At 71.7% G+C, this 19,282-nt stretch carries 15 protein-coding genes; 8 read left to right on the top strand and 7 right to left on the bottom strand.

Annotation, left to right across the window (positions count from 1 at the left end):
• Positions 1 to 25 precede the first annotated feature (25 nt).
• A complete protein-coding gene (locus FXF52_RS35250) occupies positions 26 to 2,176 on the bottom strand; it encodes a sialate O-acetylesterase (RefSeq protein ID WP_148803844.1) in 2,151 nt (716 codons plus the stop codon).
• A 374-nt stretch (positions 2,177 to 2,550) separates the two neighbouring features.
• On the opposite strand from FXF52_RS35250, the gene FXF52_RS35245 reads away from it, so the two are divergent.
• Positions 2,551 to 5,448 carry a hypothetical protein gene (locus tag FXF52_RS35245; protein WP_148803842.1) on the top strand — a complete coding sequence of 966 codons (2,898 nt, stop codon included), beginning with the start codon at positions 2,551 to 2,553 and terminating at the stop codon, positions 5,446 to 5,448.
• A gap of 61 nt (positions 5,449 to 5,509) precedes the next feature.
• Here the strand turns inward: FXF52_RS35245 and FXF52_RS35240 are convergent, their stop codons facing one another.
• From FXF52_RS35240 to FXF52_RS35225, 4 genes are read right to left on the bottom strand one after another with little or no spacing between them, the layout of a single operon-like run.
• Positions 5,510 to 6,517 carry a sugar kinase gene (locus FXF52_RS35240; protein ID WP_148803840.1) on the bottom strand — a complete coding sequence of 336 codons (1,008 nt, stop codon included), beginning with the start codon at positions 6,515 to 6,517 and terminating at the stop codon, positions 5,510 to 5,512.
• On the bottom strand, positions 6,514 to 7,230 hold the full coding sequence (locus FXF52_RS35235; protein ID WP_148803838.1) for an SDR family NAD(P)-dependent oxidoreductase: 717 nt from the start codon (positions 7,228 to 7,230) through the stop codon (positions 6,514 to 6,516). Before FXF52_RS35235 ends, FXF52_RS35240 begins: the two co-directional genes overlap by 4 nt.
• Positions 7,227 to 8,123 carry a dihydrodipicolinate synthase family protein gene (locus tag FXF52_RS35230; protein ID WP_148803836.1) on the bottom strand — a complete coding sequence of 299 codons (897 nt, stop codon included), beginning with the start codon at positions 8,121 to 8,123 and terminating at the stop codon, positions 7,227 to 7,229. Before FXF52_RS35230 ends, FXF52_RS35235 begins: the two co-directional genes overlap by 4 nt.
• Positions 8,120 to 9,268 carry a mandelate racemase/muconate lactonizing enzyme family protein gene (locus tag FXF52_RS35225; protein WP_148803834.1) on the bottom strand — a complete coding sequence of 383 codons (1,149 nt, stop codon included), beginning with the start codon at positions 9,266 to 9,268 and terminating at the stop codon, positions 8,120 to 8,122. The genes FXF52_RS35230 and FXF52_RS35225 overlap by 4 nt, the downstream gene beginning before the upstream one ends.
• Before the next feature lie 82 nt (positions 9,269 to 9,350).
• Here FXF52_RS35225 and FXF52_RS35220 point away from each other — a divergent pair, with 82 nt between their 5' ends.
• From FXF52_RS35220 to FXF52_RS35200, 6 genes are read left to right on the top strand one after another with little or no spacing between them, the layout of a single operon-like run.
• Entirely contained in the window at positions 9,351 to 10,172 is an 822-nt protein-coding gene (locus tag FXF52_RS35220; protein WP_148803832.1) for an IclR family transcriptional regulator, read from the top strand.
• The gene (locus FXF52_RS35215; RefSeq protein WP_148803830.1) at positions 10,169 to 11,077 is read left to right on the top strand and encodes a carbohydrate ABC transporter permease; all 909 of its coding nucleotides are present in this window, start codon (positions 10,169 to 10,171) and stop codon (positions 11,075 to 11,077) included. The genes FXF52_RS35220 and FXF52_RS35215 overlap by 4 nt, the downstream gene beginning before the upstream one ends.
• Positions 11,074 to 11,967, top strand: coding sequence for a carbohydrate ABC transporter permease (locus FXF52_RS35210; protein ID WP_255472714.1), 894 nt, complete (start codon positions 11,074 to 11,076; stop codon positions 11,965 to 11,967). Before FXF52_RS35215 ends, FXF52_RS35210 begins: the two co-directional genes overlap by 4 nt.
• A gap of 56 nt (positions 11,968 to 12,023) precedes the next feature.
• The gene (locus tag FXF52_RS42655) at positions 12,024 to 13,346 is read left to right on the top strand and encodes an ABC transporter substrate-binding protein (protein ID WP_255472713.1); all 1,323 of its coding nucleotides are present in this window, start codon (positions 12,024 to 12,026) and stop codon (positions 13,344 to 13,346) included.
• Complete coding sequence (locus tag FXF52_RS35205) at positions 13,343 to 13,990, top strand: bifunctional 4-hydroxy-2-oxoglutarate aldolase/2-dehydro-3-deoxy-phosphogluconate aldolase (RefSeq protein ID WP_222870846.1); 648 nt, start codon at positions 13,343 to 13,345, stop codon at positions 13,988 to 13,990. The genes FXF52_RS42655 and FXF52_RS35205 overlap by 4 nt, the downstream gene beginning before the upstream one ends.
• A gap of 37 nt (positions 13,991 to 14,027) precedes the next feature.
• The gene (locus FXF52_RS35200; RefSeq protein ID WP_148803824.1) at positions 14,028 to 17,162 is read left to right on the top strand and encodes a TIM-barrel domain-containing protein; all 3,135 of its coding nucleotides are present in this window, start codon (positions 14,028 to 14,030) and stop codon (positions 17,160 to 17,162) included.
• A 194-nt stretch (positions 17,163 to 17,356) separates the two neighbouring features.
• On the opposite strand, the gene FXF52_RS35195 is transcribed toward FXF52_RS35200, so the two are convergent.
• Together FXF52_RS35195 and FXF52_RS35190 are read right to left on the bottom strand one after the other, a co-directional pair.
• The gene (locus FXF52_RS35195) at positions 17,357 to 17,938 is read right to left on the bottom strand and encodes a carboxymuconolactone decarboxylase family protein (protein WP_148803822.1); all 582 of its coding nucleotides are present in this window, start codon (positions 17,936 to 17,938) and stop codon (positions 17,357 to 17,359) included.
• Positions 17,938 to 18,264, bottom strand: a complete 327-nt coding sequence (locus FXF52_RS35190) for a hypothetical protein (RefSeq protein WP_148803820.1) — start codon at positions 18,262 to 18,264, stop codon at positions 17,938 to 17,940. Before FXF52_RS35190 ends, FXF52_RS35195 begins: the two co-directional genes overlap by 1 nt.
• Positions 18,265 to 18,491: 227 nt before the next feature.
• On the opposite strand from FXF52_RS35190, the gene FXF52_RS35185 reads away from it, so the two are divergent.
• On the top strand, positions 18,492 to 19,282 hold a 791-nt coding region (locus tag FXF52_RS35185; protein WP_187413903.1), incomplete at its 3' end, for a ScyD/ScyE family protein.

Genomic DNA, 19,282 nt, shown 5'->3' with positions numbered 1-19,282 from the left:
CGCGTCCTGCCCGCCTCGGATCCGATCAGGTGATCGGCAGGTTGTAGAAGGTCAGCAGGCCGCTGCCGGTCGCGTTGACGATCCAGGGTCCGGCCCGCAGGTGGCTGAGGTAGCTCACGCCCGTCGCGCCGTCGGCGGGCGCCGAGAGGGTCAGCTTCAGCCGGCCGCCGGCGACGTACTCGACATCGGTCACGGTGACCGCGGTCCCGTTGACCCGGAAGTCCGCCGCGGAACCCGGCTCGACCGTCAGCGGGTCGTCGCTGCGCAGCTGGATGGTGATCTCGGTGCGCTCGGGGTTCGAGAACGCCGCAGTGCTCGGGTTCGGCGGGGCGACCCCCGCACCGGGTCCGTGGTAGAGGTCGCGGGCGACCACCGCGAACGTGTGGTCGCCCATCTCCCGGTAGCCCTGCTCCCAGGCGTAGTGGCAGCCGTCGTGGCCCGACAGGCCGTTGGTCGACAGCAGGGTCACGCCGAGCGTGTCGCCCATCTGCCGCTGTGCCTCGCGCAGCGCGCCGGTGGTGCTGTTGCTGCATGGCGAGGTACGCACCTGGTAGACGAAGTACCGGGTCCCCTCGGCGAGGTCGGCGCCCAGCTCGGCTCGCCAGTCGTCGAGCAGCGCGGTGAAGCCGGTGACGTGCACGGCCGCCTGGTCGTTGTCGGACTCGCCCTGGTACCAGAGCAGCCCGCGGACGTCGCCCAGCACCCCGGCGCCCACCAGGCGTTGCCGCAGCCGGCCGTAGTTGGTGCTGATGTCGTCCGGGTCCGCGTCGTTGCGCTGGAAGAACGAGATCGGCCGGCCGCCGTGCGCGCCGTTGAGGATGGCCACCGGCACCTGGTAGGTGTCCACGATGCGCCGGGCCATGCGGATGCCCCACTGCCCGATGGAGCCGGGCTGGTTGGTGACCTCGCTGCCGGCGTAGTTCCAGCGCCGGTCCGCCGCTGACAGGACTGGCTCGGCCGTGGGAGACCCGTAGCTGCGGATGTACGGCGACTCCTCGCCGGCCGAGGAGCCCTTGTAGGTGGCCGACACGGCGTTGGACTGGCCCTGGATGACGTAGACGTCGCCGGCCAGGATGCCTTCCCATACGTCCACCCGGCGGGTCACCTGGGCGCCCAGCGCGCGTAGCTCGAACCGGTACTCGCGCAACGCGGCGTCGATGCGGGGGCGGAACGAGAAGTCGCGCCGGTCGGTGACCGGGGCGGTGTAGGTCCACTCGTCGTCGCCGCTGGTGACGTGGAGCTGAACCGCCTTGACCCGCGGATCGGTGACTGCTCCGGACACCGGCACGGTGGCGCGGTTGGCGGCGTCCCGGGGATACAACTGGCGGTCCTGCGGGTGCTGATTCAGGGTCAGCACGGAGGAACGGGCGTACACGGTCAGCCGTCGTTGGGTGAAGGTGCCGGCGTTCCCGGCGAACGTCCAGTCCGGGTGACCGGTTGGCGCGGAGCCGATGCCGAGCGAGAGCGCCGCGCCGGTGGATGTGAAGGTGTTGACCGCCAGTACGGTGCGCGGCGTGTCCGGCGAGGGGCGGTTGGCGCCGACCTGGTGTACCTGGAACGACCCGTACCCGCCGGAGGCGTTGACGGTGTCGTCGGCGTCGTACGTGGTGGACGAGGCGCCGGAGATCTGCCGGGACGAGCCCGTGCCGTAGGTGTTGGGCCACATCTCCAGGTAGCCGGCGAGGCCGGTGCCCGTGGTGACGCTGGGAACGTTGGAGGCCACGTCCAGGTCGTTCACCCGTTGGCGGGTGATCTCCCCGGTGTGGGTGGGCAGGCCGAGGCGGTGCGCGTCCGTGGTGAAGGGTTCCATGGCCGCCCAGACCCACTGCGGGCCCGCCGGGCCGTCCAGCTCGAGGCAGTAGCCGACCCGGTCGAAGCCGGCGGCCATCGTGTCGGTGCGGTCGAAGGTGTACGGCGGGGTCTGGTTGAGCCAGGTCGCCCGGGTCGGCAGGTCGAGCGAGAGGACGGGGGTGAATTCGGCTGTGCCGTCGACGTTCGCGGCGCAGGCCGTGTCGTCGATTGCCGGTTCGAGGGTGAGCGTCGGGCTGGCGGCGGCCGCCGGCCCGGACGTTATCGCGATCGAGGACAGCAGGAGCAGGCCGGCCGCAATGAGGGCGACGCCGCGTGGTCGTGGCGCCGCATCGCGGAGCCCGGGGGAGAAGGGTGGACGGGGCATGACTCGTACCTCCAGCAAGGTCGTAGTTCGCGTCCGCCGGAACGACGTGCCCCATGACTAGCAGCGGACATTTACGCACGGCAATGTCGTTGCGGTGAGTGGTCGGATCCTCGCGGCGGAGGCGCGTTCTGGGGCGACGAGCGGGCGACCGGCTGGCGTCCACAGGGGGCCGGGCGCGCGGGGATGGCGCTTTCCAGCTTCGTACTGATTGACGGCATGCAACAGGCGCATTAACTTCTCACATGTCGCAAGCGCACCCCCGAAACCTGCGTGGCAATCGGCATTTCCCGGCAGCTTGCTTGCCGCAGTGGGTCGATCTCGAGCCGTACTACGTACTCCCTGAGCAACCGCCCGCCCACCACGAGGAGGTCTTCGTGACCACACGTACGCGCCGATGGGCCGCCGCGGCCCTGGCGCCGATCCTGGTGGCGTCCGCCGCCCTGTCAGCCGGAACGGCGGCGGCCGCCGCTCCGGACGGCGTCGCGGCGGCGGCCCAGCAGCTCTACTTCGACGACTTCACCACGGGCCTCGCCGGCTGGCGTGCCCTGACCGGGTCGCTCGACGAATGGACGACGGGCAGCGGCGAGTTCCCGTACGTCACAGTCGACACCCGCACCCAGACCTCGGGCCGATACATCACCCCGAGCACCCCGGTCGGCCTGCCCGCGGCGTACGAGCTGCGGGCGCGCGTCCGCGTCGAGGCGACCGCCAGCTCGCCCACCGTCTCCCTGCTGACCGACCTCCGCGAGCCGTACGCGGTCACCCAGAACAACCTCGCCGCCCAACTCGCCGGCTGGTCCGGCGTGCAGATCGCCCGCCCGGTCACCCGGAACGTGTGCCAAGGCCCGGCGCCGGTGCGCCAGGGAGATTGGCACGACCTGGTCATCCGGCGGGCCAACGACATCTCGGTCGTGGAGATCGACGCGCAACGGGTGGCGGTGGTCGACGCGCCGGCCGCCGGCGGCACCATCGGCCTCGGGGTCTACCACGCCCGGGCGTCCTTCACCGGCGTCGTGGTGAACGCCCTGGACGGCGTACCGGCCGGGCATCCCACCACCGCGGCGGGATGCGACTGGACCCCACCCGGCGAGCCCGACGCCGACCAGCCCGTCTTCGTCAACCAGAGCGGCTACAACCTCGGTCAGGCGAAGCGGTTCACCGCGCCGCGGGCCGTGGACGGCGACCGGTTCCGGGTCACCGACGCGGCCGGGACCGTACGGTACGAGGGCACCCTAGGCGGCCAGGTGGGCGACCTCACCGGCTTCGATCCCGCGGACACCGGCCCGTTCACCGTCGTGGTCGAGGGCCCGGCGGGCACCGGGTCGTCGGTGCCGTTCGGGATCGGGGCGGACTGGATCGAGCGGGTCTCCTACCGCCGCGCCGTCGAGTTCATGACCGATGTCCGGTGCTACTACGGCGACTTCAGCAAGATGGTCTACGGCGGCACGGACGCCCAGAACTGCGCCAACGGCGTCGGCTGGCGGGACTCGCACCAGATGTCGTTCGAGCTTCCCTCGCTGATCGACATGTACCTGGCCAACCCGTCGGCGTTCGCGCAGATCAAGGACCCCGACGCCCGGTACGTCGGGCTGCCGGTGCAACTGCCGCCGGACACGCCCGAGATCGTCCGACTGATCCACTGGGCGGTCGAGGTCTACCTCGGCGGGAAGGGCAAACACACCCTGCTCAAGGAACAACTCGCCGCCTTCCTCTACGCCTACCCCTACCTGCAGGAGTACATCCCGCGGGAGGTTTACGAGCGGGCCCGCGACTACCTGTTCCCGATCTGGGGCGACGAGGCGAAGGACCGGTTCGCCTGGTACGACAACACCCCGCACACCGCCAACCTGTTCCAGGTCTACACCCAGGTGGGCACCGGCAAGGGTGAGCTGCCGCCGGGCCACTCGGTCTGGCCGAACGTGATGATGTACGAGGTCGCCAAGCGGGAGGGACGCGACGACGCCGACCGCTACCTCGCGGCGGCTCGCGCCCAGGCGGCCTGGCTCGTCGACCACCTGGACGTCGCCGACCCGACCGTCACCAAGGGCCAGCGGCAGGGGGAGTACCACCTCATCACCGGCCTCGTCCGACTGCTGTCGGCACACCCCGACCAGGCCCCGGCCGGCACCCGGGACTTCATCCGCGACTGGGCCCGGGTGGCGATCGAGCGTTCCGACAACCTCTGGGACTTCCGCCGGTACTCCGCCGACCGGTGGACCATTCCACCATTCAGCGGCGGTGGTTCGGCCAGTGACCCGAACGAGACCGGCAACGTCGCCGGCTTCGCCGCGCCGGCGCTCGCCGCCGCGCGGGTGCTCGGCGACGACCCGATGGCCGCCCGGCTCCGTCAGATCGCGGTCGCCCACGTGGACGACATCTTCGGCCGCAACCCGACCGGCCGGCACGCGTCCTACCGGGCCGCGACCACCCAGTGGGGATTCGAGGGCGCGGAACGCGGCTGGTACTCGGAGTACCAGGGCGGGGCGGGACGCCTGCAGGGGGCGCGTGGGGTGCTCGACGGCAGCCCCAAGAACGCCCACTACCCCTACAACCCGGGCGCCGGGAACATCGGCCACTCCGAGGGCTGGGTCACCTTCAACACCGCGTGGAACGAGGCGCTGGCGTGGCGCGCGGCCGACACCACCGCCGTACGGGTGGTCGACGGAACGGGCGCGGCGCTCGACCGGATGCCCGAGGGAACCCGCGCAACGATCCGCCTGACCGCGCCGCTCAACCTCGACGCGACGGCACTGGACCAGGCCGACGTGTGGGTCCGCGTCAACGACCGGGCCCCGCAGCGGCTCGTCGCCGTGCAGACCGGCCAGAACGCCACCACGTACGCCGCCGACCTGGACCTGGCCTCGCTCGGCGCGGCCCTCGGCGACACCGTGACCGTCTCCTACGGCTTCGGCGACTTCACGCACGCGGCCGAGCTGGCCGTCACCGCACCGCTGTGTCTCGGCCGGCCGGCGACCATCGTCGGCACCGACCAGGCCGACCGGCTGATCGGTACGGCCGGCGACGACGTCATCGTCGGCAAGGGCGGCGACGACGTGATCGTCGGCCTGGACGGTGACGACGTCATCTGCGGCGGTGGCGGCGCGGATCGGCTGGTCGGCGGCCGGGGCGACAACGTGCTGCTCGGCGGCGCCGGCGACGACGTGGTGACCGGCGGCCCCGGCGGCGACCGGTTGTACGGCGGCGTCGGTCACGACGTGCTCAACGGCGCCGGCGGCCAGGACGTGATCGATCAGGACGGCCCGGACGCGTGAGGTGCCGCGGTGCCGGGTGGTCGCGCCACCCGGCACCGCGGCCGACGCGGTCCGGTCCGGCTCACCCGGACGGCGGTGGCGAGCCCCCGGACCATCGGCTTCGCACCTCGTCGAGCAGCGCGGCGGCCGACGACCGGTCGGGCAGGCCCGCGGTGTCGCCCGGCGCGGCGACCACCGCGGCGGCGAGCGCGTTACCCAGTGCGGCGGCGCCGGCCGGCGGGACCCCCCGCAGGCGGCCGGTCAGGTAGCCGCCCGCGAAGGCGTCGCCGGCGCCGACCGGATCCACCACCACCGTGGCGGCGCTCGGCAGGTGCACCGCGCCCCGCGTCCCGCCGGCGTGGTAGCAGCCGCCCGCGCCGGCCTTGAGGACCGTTTCCCGTACGCCGGCGGCGGCCGCCGCGGCGAACACCGCGTCCGGGTCGGACGGATCGCGTACGCCGAGGACCGGCCCCGCCTCGTCGGTCCCAAGCAGCAGGACGTCGACCTGCCCGAGCAGCGCTCGCACATCGGCGGCCTGCCGCTCGACCGCACCGAGGGCCGGGCGCAGGTTCGGGTCGAGTGCCACGGCCGTACCGACCCGCCGGGCATCGCGGACCACCGACGCCACCGCAGCCCGGGGGCCCGGGCCCAGCGCGAGCGTGACGCCGGAGACGGCTACCATCCGGGGTCGGGCGGCGAGCAGTCGGGCCGCGTCGGCCTCGTCGAGATGCGCGGCGGCCGAGCCGCGCCGGTAGTAGTAGACCCGCCGCTGCCCGTCGGGCCGGGCGTCCTTGAGGAACAGACCGGTGGGGTGCTCGGGGTCGACCGCCACCAGCGCGGCGTCCACGCCGGCGGCTTCGGCCTCGGCCAGCACCCGCCTGCCGAGCGGGTCGGCGCCGACCCGGCTGCAGAAACCCGCGCCGATGCCGAGCCGGGCCGCCGCCACACAGAGGTTGAACTCCGCCCCGGCCACGTGGACCTCGACGGCGCCGGTGTCGTGCAGCAGGGCCCCCGGCGGCGGCTGGAAGAGCACCATCGCCTCGCCCAGCCCGACCAGGTCGAGCCGGGCGAGCGCGGCCGGTGTGGTCACTCCAGCCACCTCGCGCGCAGGTCGTCGCGGAGGAACGCGGCGGGGGACGCGATGGACAGCCCACCGTCGACCGGCACCACGGCGCCGGTCACGAACCCGGCCCCGGCCAGGAACAGCACCGCCGCCGCCACCTCCTCCGGGGTGCCGGTGCGCCCCAGCGGGTAGCCCGCCGCCGCGTCCGGCAGGTCCGCACCGCCGATCAGGCCCGGCGCGACGGCGTTCACCCGCACCCCGGCCGGCCCGTACTCCAGCGCGAGCTGGCGGACCAGGCCCTCCAGTCCCGCCTTGGCCGCCGCGTACGCGGGTAGCCCCGGCGCGGCCAGGGTGGCGTTGACCGAACTCACCGCCACGATGGCGCCGCCCCTCGGCAGCACCGGCAGCGCCGCGCGGCTGACCGCGAAGGCGGTGCCGAGGGTGGCGTCCAGCGCCGACCGCCACTGCGCGTCGGTGGTGGCGGTGACGGCCGCCACCGGCATGACGGCGGCCGCGAGGACCACGACGTCGAGCCGCCCGGCCGCGTCCACGGTGGCCGCCACCGCCGCCTCGGCCCCGGCGGCGGTCGCGCAGTCCAGCACCAGTTCGACGGCGTACGACGGCTCGCCCGGGCGGTCCAGCGCGGCGCCGACGACGGTGTCCCCGGCGGCGGCGAACGCCCGGCCGATCGCCCGTCCGATCGGGGAGCTGGCGCCGACGACGAGTACCCCGCGGCTCACCGGATTCCCAGGTCGTCGAGGATGTCGGCCAGCCCGGCGAGGGTACCCGGATCGGCGTCGACCGCCGGTGGCCGCACGGCCGGGCTGTCGATGACGCCCCGACGGACCAGTACGTGCTTGTGCACCGACCAGGCGATCCCGGGTTGCAGGCCGAAACGCACCAGGGGCAGCAGCCGGTTGAACCCGGCCCGGGCGGACGCGGCGTCCCCGGCCGCCCAGGCGTCCAGCACGGGCCGCAGCAGATCCGGGAACTCGCAGGCGGGCATGGTGCCGGCGGCGCCGAGCCGGTACTCCTCCAGCAGGAACAGGGCGTTCTGCCCGCCGAGGACCAGGAAGTCCGGTGCGACGGCGTCCACCACCGCCCCGAGCTTCGGCGCGGTCGGCGGCGCCTCGACCTTGACCGAGGTGACCCCGTCCAGCTTCGACAGGTCGGCGATCAGCGACACCGGCATGGTGACCCCGGTGGATCCGGGCGCGTCCTGCACCATCACCGGCAGACCGCCGTCGCGGGCCACCGTGCCGTAGAAGTCCACGATCTGCCCCGGACCGGGCTTGACCATGTGCGGCGGCACGACCATGACGGCACTGGCCCCGTGGTCGGCCGCGCGCCGCGCCTGCTCCACCGCGTCAGCGGTGCCGGTGGCCGCGACCCCGGCGACGACGGGCAGATCCGGGCCGACGGTCTCGGTCACCACATCGAGGATGGTGGCGCGCTCGGCGGCGGTGAGCGCGAACCCCTCGCTGGCGAAACCGAACACCGCGACGCCGTCGACCCCGGAGGTGACCTGGAAGTCGACCAGCCGGCGCAGCGAGTCGAGGTCGAGCTCGCCGCCGGCGGAGAACGGGGTGGCGAGCACGGGGATCAGGCCGCGTACGTCGGACGATCGGGTCACAGGTCCTCCAGGAGAGAGTGGTCGACATCCACGCCGAGGCCGGGGGAGTCGGGGAGCGGGAAGGAGACCGGGCCTCCGGCCAGCGGGACGGTGAGGATTCGGCTGGCGACCCTCATGGTCCCGGGTTGGAACTCGAACGCCGGCATCGCGTCGATGGCGGCGGCGACATGCAGGCCGGCGGCGACCGCGACGCCGAGGCCGACCGAGTGGTGCGGGGCCACCGGGACGTGGTGCGCGGCGGCGACCTCCACGATCGCCATCGCCTCGGTGATCCCGGTGCGGGCGACGTCCGGTTGACACAGGTCGACCGCGCGGGCGGCCAGCCACGCCCGGAACTCGTACCGGTTGCGCAGGGCTTCACCGACGGCGACCGGGGTGGCGATCGCCGCGGCGAGTTCCCGGTGGCCGTCGACGTCCTCGGGCACCAGGGGCGCCTCCAGGAACCAGGCCCGCCGCTCGTCCAGCGCCCGGCCCAGCCGCAGGGCGTCCGCGGTGTCGTAGGCCCAGTGCGCGTCGACCGCCACACGCAGGTCGGGGTGCGTGGCGGCGACCGCGTCGTAGGTGGCGAGATCGGCGTCCACGCCGTGGCCGAGGTGCAGTTTGATCGCGCGTACGCCCTGTCGGACCCAGTCGGCGGCGAGTTCGACCCGCTCGCTGTCGGTCGGGCGGGGCAACCCGGAGACGTACGTGGGCACCTCGGTGCGGAACGCGCCGCCGAGCAGCGCGTGCACCGGCATCCCGTACGCCTTGCCGGCGAGGTCCCACAGCGAGGTGTCGACGGCGGCCAGCGCGTCTGCCTGGTGCCCGACCAGGTGACCCCGTTCCCGCATGAGCCCGGTCAGCCGCGCCCACAGCGGGCGCACGCGCCGCGGATCCTGCCCGATCAGCGCCGGGGCGAGCAGCCGGTCGACGATCGCCTGCGGCACCTCGGGCGCCACGGGAGCGAGCGCCTCCCCCCAGCCGTAGGTGCCGTCGTCGGCGGTCAGCTTGACCAGCAGCGTCTCGAAACGGTCGGAGTAGAGGCTGCGCCAGGGCGGCCGTAGGTAGTAGTCGTCACCGTGGTCGCCGTCCGGCCGGGCACCGAGGTACGCCTCCGGCGGGCGCAGCTTCACCACGTGCGTCTCGACGCACTCAATCCTCACCATGAACCCCCGGCATACGGTTGACCACATGCAACATGCGGGATATCTTGCCGTATCGCGCAAGCAACTTCCAGAGAGGGTTCCGATGGCAGCGGAAGCGGGCAGCAACCAGAGCGTTGAGCGGGCACTGGGTGTGCTGCGGGCACTGAGCGCCGGGCGATCCGAGTTGCGGGTGTCCGATGTGGCCAAGGCGACGGGGCTGGGCCTGTCCACCGCGTCCCGGCTGCTGGCCACGCTGGAGGCGGCCGGCTTCGTCGACCGGGACCCGGTCAGCGGCCTCTACCGGCTCGGGCTGGACGTGGTCTCGCTCGGCGGAACGGTGCTCAACAACCATCCGGTGCACCGGGAGGCACGCCAGACCGCGCAGAACCTCGCCGCCGAGCTGGGGCTGGGCGCCAACGTGGCGGTACGGCGCGGTGACCGGCTGTTCTACCTGCTCAACTTCGAGGGGCGCCAGGCACCCCGGGCATTCGTCCTCGCCGGGCAGTACAACCCCCTGCACGCCACCGGCCTCGGCAAGGCGCTGCTGTCCGGGCTGACCGCCGACGAACGGCGCGAGCTGCTGCCCGGCACCACCCTGCACGCCTACACGCACCGCACGATCACCAGCCACGAGCAGCTCGACGAGGAGATCACCCGTACCCTCGCCCGCGGCTACTCCACCGAGATCGAAGAGCTGGCCCTGGGCCGGGCCTGCGTCGCCGCGCCGATCCGCGATGCCTCCGGGGCGGTGGTCGCCGGGCTGTCGGTGTCCGGCCCGTTGTCCGCGATCGACCTGGCAACCCGGGAGACCGAACTCGCGCGGGCCGTGATCGAGGCCGCCGACTCGGTCAGCATCGGCCTCGGCTACGTCGGCCCCGCCCACGTGACCCCGCAGCAGATCGCGCTGCCCGAGGTGGTGTCGTGACCACCCCGACGGCCCGGCCGCCCGGAGCTGGGCGCGGCCTCTCCGACCGGTCCTTCGGCTTCCTGCTCACCCTGCCGGCGCTGGTGCTGTTCGGGGCGATCGTGCTCTACCCCCTGGTCGGCTCCCTGTCCACCAGCCTGTTCCGGCAGAGCCTGGTGCTGCCCGGGCGCAGCTTCGCCGGGCTGGACAACTTCCGGACGGTGCTCGCCGACGAGTTCTGGCCGGTACTCCAGCACACCCTCGTGTTCACCATCGCCTGCACCCTCATCCCGTTCGTGATCGGGTTCGCCCTCGCCCTCGCGCTGCACACCCGGCTGCCCGGACGGGGCGTGCTGCGCGGCCTCTTCCTCTTCCCCTGGGTGATCCCCGGAGTGGTGGTCTCGTTCGTCTGGATGTGGATCTTCAACGCCAACTACGGAGTGCTCAACGGGCTGCTGGTGCGGGTCGGGCTGGTCGACGAACCGATCAGCTGGCTCGGGCAGCCCGGCATGGCGATGGCGGCGGTGATCGTAGCCAAGTCCTGGGCCAGCTTTCCCTGGATGATGGTGATGTTGCTGGCCGGGCTGCAGACCGTGCCCCAAGCGCTGCACGAGGCCGCCGCACTCGACGGGGCCGGCCCGGTCCGCCGATTCTGGCACGTCACCCTGCCGCACCTGCGCGGCATCATCGGCGTGGTCCTGCTGCTGGAGACCATCTGGAACTTCCAGCACTTCGACACCATCTACGTGCTGACCGGCGGCGGTCCGGCGGGAGCCACGACCACCTTCGCCGTCTCCGTCTACGACACCGCGTTCAAGGGCTTCGACCTGGGCCGGGCCGGCGCCCTCGGCGCCCTGTGGATGGTGCTGCTGTCCATCCTCGTCGTGATCTACGTGTGGGCCTCGGAACGGGGAGAGAAGTCGTGACCCTCGCGGAACCTGCCACCATCGCGACGCCGGCTCGCCGCCCGTCGCCGCAACCGTCACCCCGCCGGCGGCGACCGCGACCGCTCGGCGCCGCCGCCACCGTGGCCGCGATCGGCGTGTTCGCCTTCGGCCCGGTCTACTGGCTGCTCGTCACCGCGCTCACCCCGAACGACGACGCATTCGCGTTCCCACCCCGACTGTGGCCGGACACGGTCACCTTCGAGCACTTCACCAACCTGGCCGACAACCCGGCGCTCGCCCGCTACCTCGGCAACAGCCTCATCGTGTCCCTGCTGACCGCGCTGCTCACCGTGATCGTCTCCGCCTACACCGCATACTCCTTCGCGAAGTTCCGATACCGCGGCCGCCGCTCGCTCATGTATCTGGTGCTGGCCTCCCAGATGTTCCCGCAGGCCCTGCTGCTGATCACGCTCTATCTGGTCTTCAGCGCCTACGGGCTGCTCAACACCTACCTCGCGCTGGTCCTGTCGTTCACCACGTTCACCCTTCCGCTGTGCGTCTGGATGCTCAAAGGGTTCTTCGACACGATCCCCGACGAGCTGATCGAGGCAGCCAAGGTGGACGGCGCCGGCCAGGGCGCCATCATCCATCGCATCCTGCTGCCGGTGAGCCTGCCCGGCCTCATCGCCACCGGGCTGTTCGCGTTCATCCGCGGCTGGAACGACTTCATCTTCGCGCTCACCCTCGCCGGACCCGAGAAGCAGACGCTGCCGCCGGGTCTGGTCAACACCTACCTGGGCGAGTTCCAGGCGGCCTGGCCCGACCTCATGGCCGCCTCGCTCGTCGTGTCGCTGCCCGTCGTCATCGGCTTCATCGTGCTCCAGCGCTACCTCGTCGCCGGTCTCACCAGCGGCGCGGTGAAGGGCTGACCCCCACCCAACCCCGGCCACCGGCCGGCACCACCACAGTCGACAGGGGATTCCAGATGTCAACGCGACCTGTTCTCCGCACCACCCACCTGTCCCGCCGCAACCTGCTCCAGCTCCTCGGTGTCACGGGCGGCGCCATGCTCACCGCGGGTGCCCTGTCCGCGTGCGCCCCGTCCACCGGATCCACCGGCGGCTCCGGTGCGGCCACCGACGACGGCACCAAAGACTTCGCGTTCACCGGCTGGTCGTTGAACGAGGCGTCCACCAAAGACTCACTTCAAGCGCTGCTCGACAACTACGCCGGAACGAGCGGCGCGAAGATCAGCACCGCCTCGTACCCGTACAACGACTACCTCAACCAGGTGCTGCTGCAGGTACGCGGCGGCACCCTCACCGGCGCCGTGCAGGTCGACGTCGCCTGGCTCGCCACGCTCGCCGCCACCGGAAAGCTGGTCGACCTCGGCGCCCAAGCGGCCAACGGCGGCTACACCGAGGCCGCCCTGGGCATCGCCAAGGTGAAAGGCACCCAGTACGGGCTGCCCTGGACCACCGCCGGGATCGGCCTGATCGGCAACTCCGAACTGCTCGGCAAGGCCGGCGTCACCGCCCCGCCCAAGACGATCGAGGAGTTCGAGCAGGCGCTGCGGGCGCTCAAGGGCCTCGGCGGCGGCGTCGTGCCATGGGCGGCCATGACCAAGGTGGACCAGCTCAAGGACTTCATCGCCTGGATGTGGGCCTTCGGCTCGCCAGTAGTGCAGGACGGAAAGATCGCCGTCGGCGACGACGCCAGCGTCGCGGCGCTCACCTGGTACAAGAAGCTCTACGACGAGAAGCTCATCGCGCCGGACATGAACCGGTTCGACGCCCGAGCCCTCTTCGCACAGGGCAAGGTCGGCTACTACGAGGACGCCGTCGCCGGCCGAGGCGCGGTCACCAAGACCGCACCCGACAAGCAACTCGCGGAGAAGCTGCAGCCGATCGCCCGCCCCGTACGTACAGCGGGAGACAAGCCCCGCAACCTGGCCTGGGGCCACGCGATCGCGGTCGTGCAGGGCAACGGCGCCGGGGCCGCCGCGAAGTTCGCCGCCACCATCACCAGCGACCCGAAGTACACCGGCGAATGGTTCACCAAGGCCGGCCTCCCGCCCACCACCACCAGCGGCCTGGCCACCAGCGAGGTGCAGGCCGACAAGTTCACCAAGGACTTCACCACCGCCATCGGCGCCTACGCCGAGCCCGACCCGTTCTGGGCCTACCCCCAGTTCGCCCAGATCGAGCAAGCCCTCGCCACCCAGGTGCAGGCCGCGCTGGTCGGGAAGGCGTCGCCCAAGGACGCCCTCACGACCGCGCGGGAACAGATGCAGGCGCTGGCGAAGTGACCGGGCTGCGCGGGGCGCGGGTGATCGCGATCGTGCGGTTGCCCGCCCCCGACGCGGTGCTCCGCACCGGCCGGGAACTGGCCGAGGCCGGGCTGGGCGCCTTGGAGGTCACCCTCACCACCCCCGGAGCCCTCGACGCCGTCACGGCGCTCCGCGCCGAGTTCGGCGAATCGTGCGCCATCGGCGCCGGCAGCGTACGCACCGTGGCGGACGTGACGCGGGCCCGTGACGCCGGTGCCCAGTTCCTGGTGACGCCAACCACCCGGGAGGACGTGCTCACCGAGGCCGCCGCGGCCCGGCTGCCCGTCGTCTGCGGCGCACTCACCCCGACTGAGGTCGACCTCGCCTGGTCCGCCGGCGCCAGCCTCGTCAAGCTCTTCCCCGCCAGCCTCGGCGGCCCCGCGTACCTGCGTGAGCTGCGCGCGCCCCTGCCCGACGTACCTCTGGTGCCCACCGGAGGGGTGACCGTCGAGTCGGTGCCCGGCTGGGCCGCGGCGGGGGCGGCCGCCGTCGGGGTGGGCAGTTCCCTCGTCAACGGCACGGAGATCGCCGCCGGCGACTGGGCGGCGCTGCGTCGACGCGCGCGGGCCTTCCTGGCCGCGGCCGGTTCAGCGCCGTGGCCGCCGTTGTCACCAACTCTGTGACCTAACCCAGACGCTGCTTCAGGATGGAGTGCAGTTGATGGCCGCTCGTCCCAGACCCAGACTCCTTCTCGCCTTCATCACGGCGCTGTTGGCGCCGTTGACCATTCTCACCGCACCGTCCCCGGCCGCCGCGGCCGAGACACTGATCGTCACCCCGTCGACGCCCGGCGCCTACGCCGAGACCGGCACCTGGGCGAACGCCCGCGACCCGGGATACGCCGGATCGCTGTCCCGCTACAGCCGTACGCCCGGCTCGACAGCCACCTGGACCGCCGTGGCACCCGCCTCCGCCCGGTACGACCTCGCCGTCTACTACGCGGCGAGCGTCGACAACGCCAAGGCGGAATACGCCTGGACCGGAGGGCCGGACACTCCCACCGTGGTCAACCAGGCCACCGGAGGCAACGGCTGGCGCACGATCGGGTCGACCTACCTCGACCAGGGCCAGACCTTCAGCCTGACCGTCACCGCCACCGCTGGCCCGGCGGTGACCACCCCGAACCTCAACGTCATCACCCGGGCCAACGCCGTACGGCTGCTCGAGGTGGCCGGCGACGGAGGCGAACCCGCCGCCGACTGCGGTACCGACGACTCGGTGGCACCGAACGTCGACGCGCCGGAGCAGCGGTTCCCCGCCTACCGGCTGGCGCAGCACGACACCATCGTGTCGGTGGCCGGTGACCACTGGAGCATGTCGATCGACCGCCGAGGCTTCAAGTATGGCTTCGACGTCGACGGCGCGCCGGCTGCCGCACCACACCCCACGGCCGGGCTGGAACTGGCCGCGACGGACGGATCCGTGTGCGACGCCGTGGCGGCGACGCTCACCGCGGCGGACGAGTCGAGCGTGCGGTTCGCCGTGACGTTCTCCAACGGCCGCACGGCGGATGTCGCCGTGGCGCCCGCGGAGCACTCCGTGAACCTGCGGATCACCGCCGGCGACCCGCGCACCGGCACCGTCCGGGCCCAACTCGCCGGCGGCATGAGCCCCGCCTACGGCCTCGGCGACCTGGGCGGCTACCGCACCGACCTGGACGCCTACGGCATCAAGAACCTCGACTACTACGCCCAGAACAGCGCGGGCACGACGAACCAACGGTTCGTCTCCACCTTCACGGTCTTTCCTGGCCGGAAGCTCGCCCAGGTCGCGCTGTCGAACGGACGGCTGGCCGTCGAGGTCGACGACGCCGCCACCCTGCTCGGGGTCAACGGCCCGGCGATGTCCGGACTGCACTACTTCTTCGGGGACATGCCGACGATCTACCAGCGCTACGCCGAGGTCCGGCGCAGCGCCGGCTACCACGACGCGAAGCCGGACTACACCCTCTTCGGCGTCGGATACGAGTCGTACGGCGCCCTCGGCTACAACACCAACCAACGGACCATCACCGACTCGGTGACCACATACCTGGACAAGGGCTTCCCGCTCAGCTGGGTCGTCACCGGTTCCGGCTTCTGGCCGTACGGTTCCGGCAGCGCCCAGGGCACAACCTCCAGCTTCGGCCTCTGGGGCGCCAAGTATCCAGATCCCGACGCGTACAAGAAGTTCTTCCACGACCACGGCATCAGCCTGCTGCTCGGCGCCCGTCAGTCCTTCCGGGCGCTGCCCGCTGACGGCGGAACGTACGACCCGGCCCTGGACGGCGACGGCACCGCCGTGGGCATCGAACGCGGCTACTTCATCAAGGACGCGAACGGCAAGCCGCGCGTCTTCCGGCCGGTGTCCTTCCCCAACACGGCGATGTACCTGATCGACCCGGACAACGCGGAGGCCGTCAAGTGGTTCGTGGCACGCAGCCGGGAGTGGGGCGCTGACGGCTACAAGGAAGACCACATGTACGACGCCACAGCGAACGGCTACGCCAACAACGCGCTGGTCAACCCGGTCAACGAGGGCCTGAACGACGACGGCGCACTCATGATGGTGCGCAACAGCGCCTTCTCCGTGGCCGGATCGATCCTTCGGATCAACGACACGGACTACAACCAGGGGCCGAAGGACCGCGACCGCACCGTGGTCAACGGGCTGGCCTACGCGGCCAGCGGACAGCCCAACTTCTATCCGGACATCGTGGGTGGCCGAATCATCAGCGACCTGGAAACCAACACCTCCAAGCAGCGGTATCTGACCCGCAACGCCATGATGGCGGCCATGTCGCCGGCGATGTCCTTCGGCAACGAACCGTGGCGGATGAACGACCCGGTCCTGGTCGAGGCGACGCTGAAGGCCGCGCAGTGGCACGCCGAGTACCAGCCCTACATCTACTCGGCGGCCGTCACCGCGTACGAGACGGGTTACCCGTCGACGGCCACGCCGCTCCCGGTGGCGTTCCCCGAGGACCCCCAGGTCCGCGACCTCGCATCCGCCCCGACCAAACAGTACGAGTGGATGCTGGGGCCGTCGCTCCTCGTCGCCCCGCTGTACGGCAGCGACACCGACACGGCGATGGCCCGGGACGTCTACCTCCCGGCAGGCGACTGGATGGACATCGAGACCGGCACACGGTTCTCCGGGCCCACCACCCTGACCGACTACCAGCAGCCGTTCGGCAAGATCCCGGCCTTCGTCGGCGGCACGGGCATCCTCGTCCACGACCCGGGGGCCCGCGACCCGGGCGACGACGTCGCCGCCGGCGGCGTGCGGGCCAGCGTCTACCCGGTTGCCGCGCCGGGCGCCACGCTCTCCTACACCGCGAGCGACGGCACCACCCGAAGCCGGATCACCGCGAAGAACACCTCCTGGTCCGCTGACGACATCGTGGTACGCGACTCGTCAGGAGCCGACGTCGCCTTCACGACGGACCCGGTCACCAGGGCGATCCAGTTCCCGATCAAGGCCGGGCTGGACTACGTCGTCTCGGATGCCGGCGCCCCCGAATGGGGGGTCACGGTCATCGATCTCAAGACGGCGGGGCCGATGGCGACGGACCGCGCACTGCCGGTGCGGTTCGCGCTGGTCGACGGGACAGGCACGCCGGCGTCGGACCGCATCGCCAGCCTGACCCAGGTGACACCGGACGGCACCGAGCGGGAGTTGGGCTTCGAGCTGGACGACCAGCACCGGGTCCACACCGTACTCACCACGCAGGCCGGGGTGCCCGGCACCTACGTACTCGTGATGAAGGCCGCCGACGGTCGCCGGCTGGCCCACCTCAACCTGCGCGTCACCTGACGCGCCTGCCCGGCGGCTCCGCCTCCCGAATCGGAGGGAAGCCGCCGGGCACTCCGAGCGAGTCACGCAGGTTTCCGGCCACGCTCAGCTGCAGGGGAGATCTGGCCAAGGCCAAAGGCGAGTACACCCGTGCCGCGTCTTTGGACGATTGGGCCGTCGTGGCCGGCAAGGCGTTGCGGCGGGCGCTGCACGCGCTATCGGTAACCCCGTTTGAGAAGGTACTTGGCTCCTGCCTCGAAGCCCTCGAGGCTGAGCACTTCGAAGCCGAAGGCGTCGCTGAGCCGGTCGGTCGTGTTGAACGCCACGCAGACCGCCAGCGCGTCCTTGACCTGCTGGCGTGAGACGCCGGCGGATAGCACTTCCCGCATGTCCTCGGCGCTGAGCTTTCCTTCGGCGGTCAGCTTGCCGAGCATCCGCAGCGTTGCCCGCAGTGGCTCCTGCACTGGGGCCGATTCCAGGTCGGCCAGCACCGCTGCGACCATTGGCCCGTCCTGGTATGCCCGCCGAGCGGTCGCGGTGTGCGCGGCTATGCAGAACGCCGACTCGTTTACCTTGGATACGTAGGCCGCCATCAGCTCCCGGTCGCCTACTGACCAGGCGGACGGCCCGCGCATCGCCTCGTGGGTGAACTCCTTTGCCCGGGCGCCGTAGAAATCGGGCCGGTAGAAGACCAGCTTGGCGGCGTCTGGTACCGGGTGCCCGGAGAACAGCCGGATGAGCGCGAACAGCAACCTGGTTGCGGGGCTGTAGCCGCGGTTGAGGATATCAAGGCGCATTATCCGGCCTCTCCGGTGACGGTTGCTTCGGCCAGGGCCGCCAGTCCCGCTTCGTACAGCCGGGCGGACTGGCCGACCGCAGCGCATATCACCAGCTCGAATAGCTGGTCCTCGCTGAAGCCCGACGCCTTCGCCGCGGCGAAGTCCGCCTCGGTGACCTGCGCCGGCGTCGTGACGACCTTGCCCATCAGCGTGTCCAACGGCGGAGACAGGCCTTCGTTGCCGAAGGCACGAGCTCGCTGCTCCGCGGATGCCCTGCCCTCTCCGTTCAGGATGCGATCCACCAGCGCTCGGTGCGCTGCTCGCTTCTTGTCCTCGTCCGGCATCGCGTCCTCCGCCTCCTCTTCAGGTCGGCTATCTGCCCTCATGTATACGACGATCGGCGCGCCGCCGAACCCGACACCCGGCCGAAGAAGGCCTGTCCGCCTACGCGGTTTCATGAGAGCCAGGGCGGTCGTACACCTGACAACAATGCCGCCGGAACCCGGTTAGCGTCGCGCCAGTTGTCACCGATGCATACGACATGATTCGGAAACTCGCGGAAGGATACCCAATGGTGAGGCTGAAGCTCCGGTCTGCCGGCGTTGCTGTCGCAGTCGCCGGTCTCGTGGTCGCGTCGGCACCCGACGCGGCGGCCGCGGCCACCAGCAAGATCCACGCCGACCGGATGACGGTGATCGCCAGCGGACTGGACAACCCCCGCGGCCTCGCCGTGACACCTGGGGGAGTGGTGCTCGTCGCCGAGGCCGGCAGAGGCGGCCAGGGGCCATGCCTCACCGGCGCGGGTAACCAGCAGTTCTGCCTCGGTGTCACGGGGGCGATCACCGCGGTTCGAGGGGGCCAGCAGAAGCGGGTGGTCACCGGACTCCCGTCACTGGGCACGCCGACCCAGTCCGAAGTCCTCGGACCGCACGACATCGCGCTGACCAAGGCCGGGCCGCTGGTCAGCATCGGCCTTGGCACGGACCCGCAGCGTCGGGCCCAGCTGGGTGTCGCCGGTGCGCTCGTCGGGCAGACCGTGCGGGTCGGGTCGGCAGGTGCCAGCTCGTTCGCCGACCTGGCCGCGTGGGAGGGGATGAACAACCCGGACGGCGACCAGCCCGGCGCCGGGCCCGACAGCAACCCGTACGGCCTCGTGCCGTACCGGGACGGGGCAGTGGTGACCGACGCCGGCGGCAACACGCTGCTGCGTCTCGACCGCAGGGGCCGCATCTCTCCGCTCGCCGTCTTCCCGACCACCCCGACGCCGAACCCGGCTGGCGGGCCGGCCATCCCGATGCAGTTCGTGCCGACCACGGTGACGACGGGGCCAGGCGGAGCGTTCTACGTCGGCCAGTTGACCGG

Source organism: Micromonospora sp. MP36, assembly GCF_008119785.1.
In the GTDB taxonomy this organism is placed as follows: domain Bacteria; phylum Actinomycetota; class Actinomycetes; order Mycobacteriales; family Micromonosporaceae; genus Micromonospora.
The sequence above is the reverse complement of the archived record's forward strand: the minus strand, read 5'-3'. Positions and strand labels throughout refer to the sequence as shown.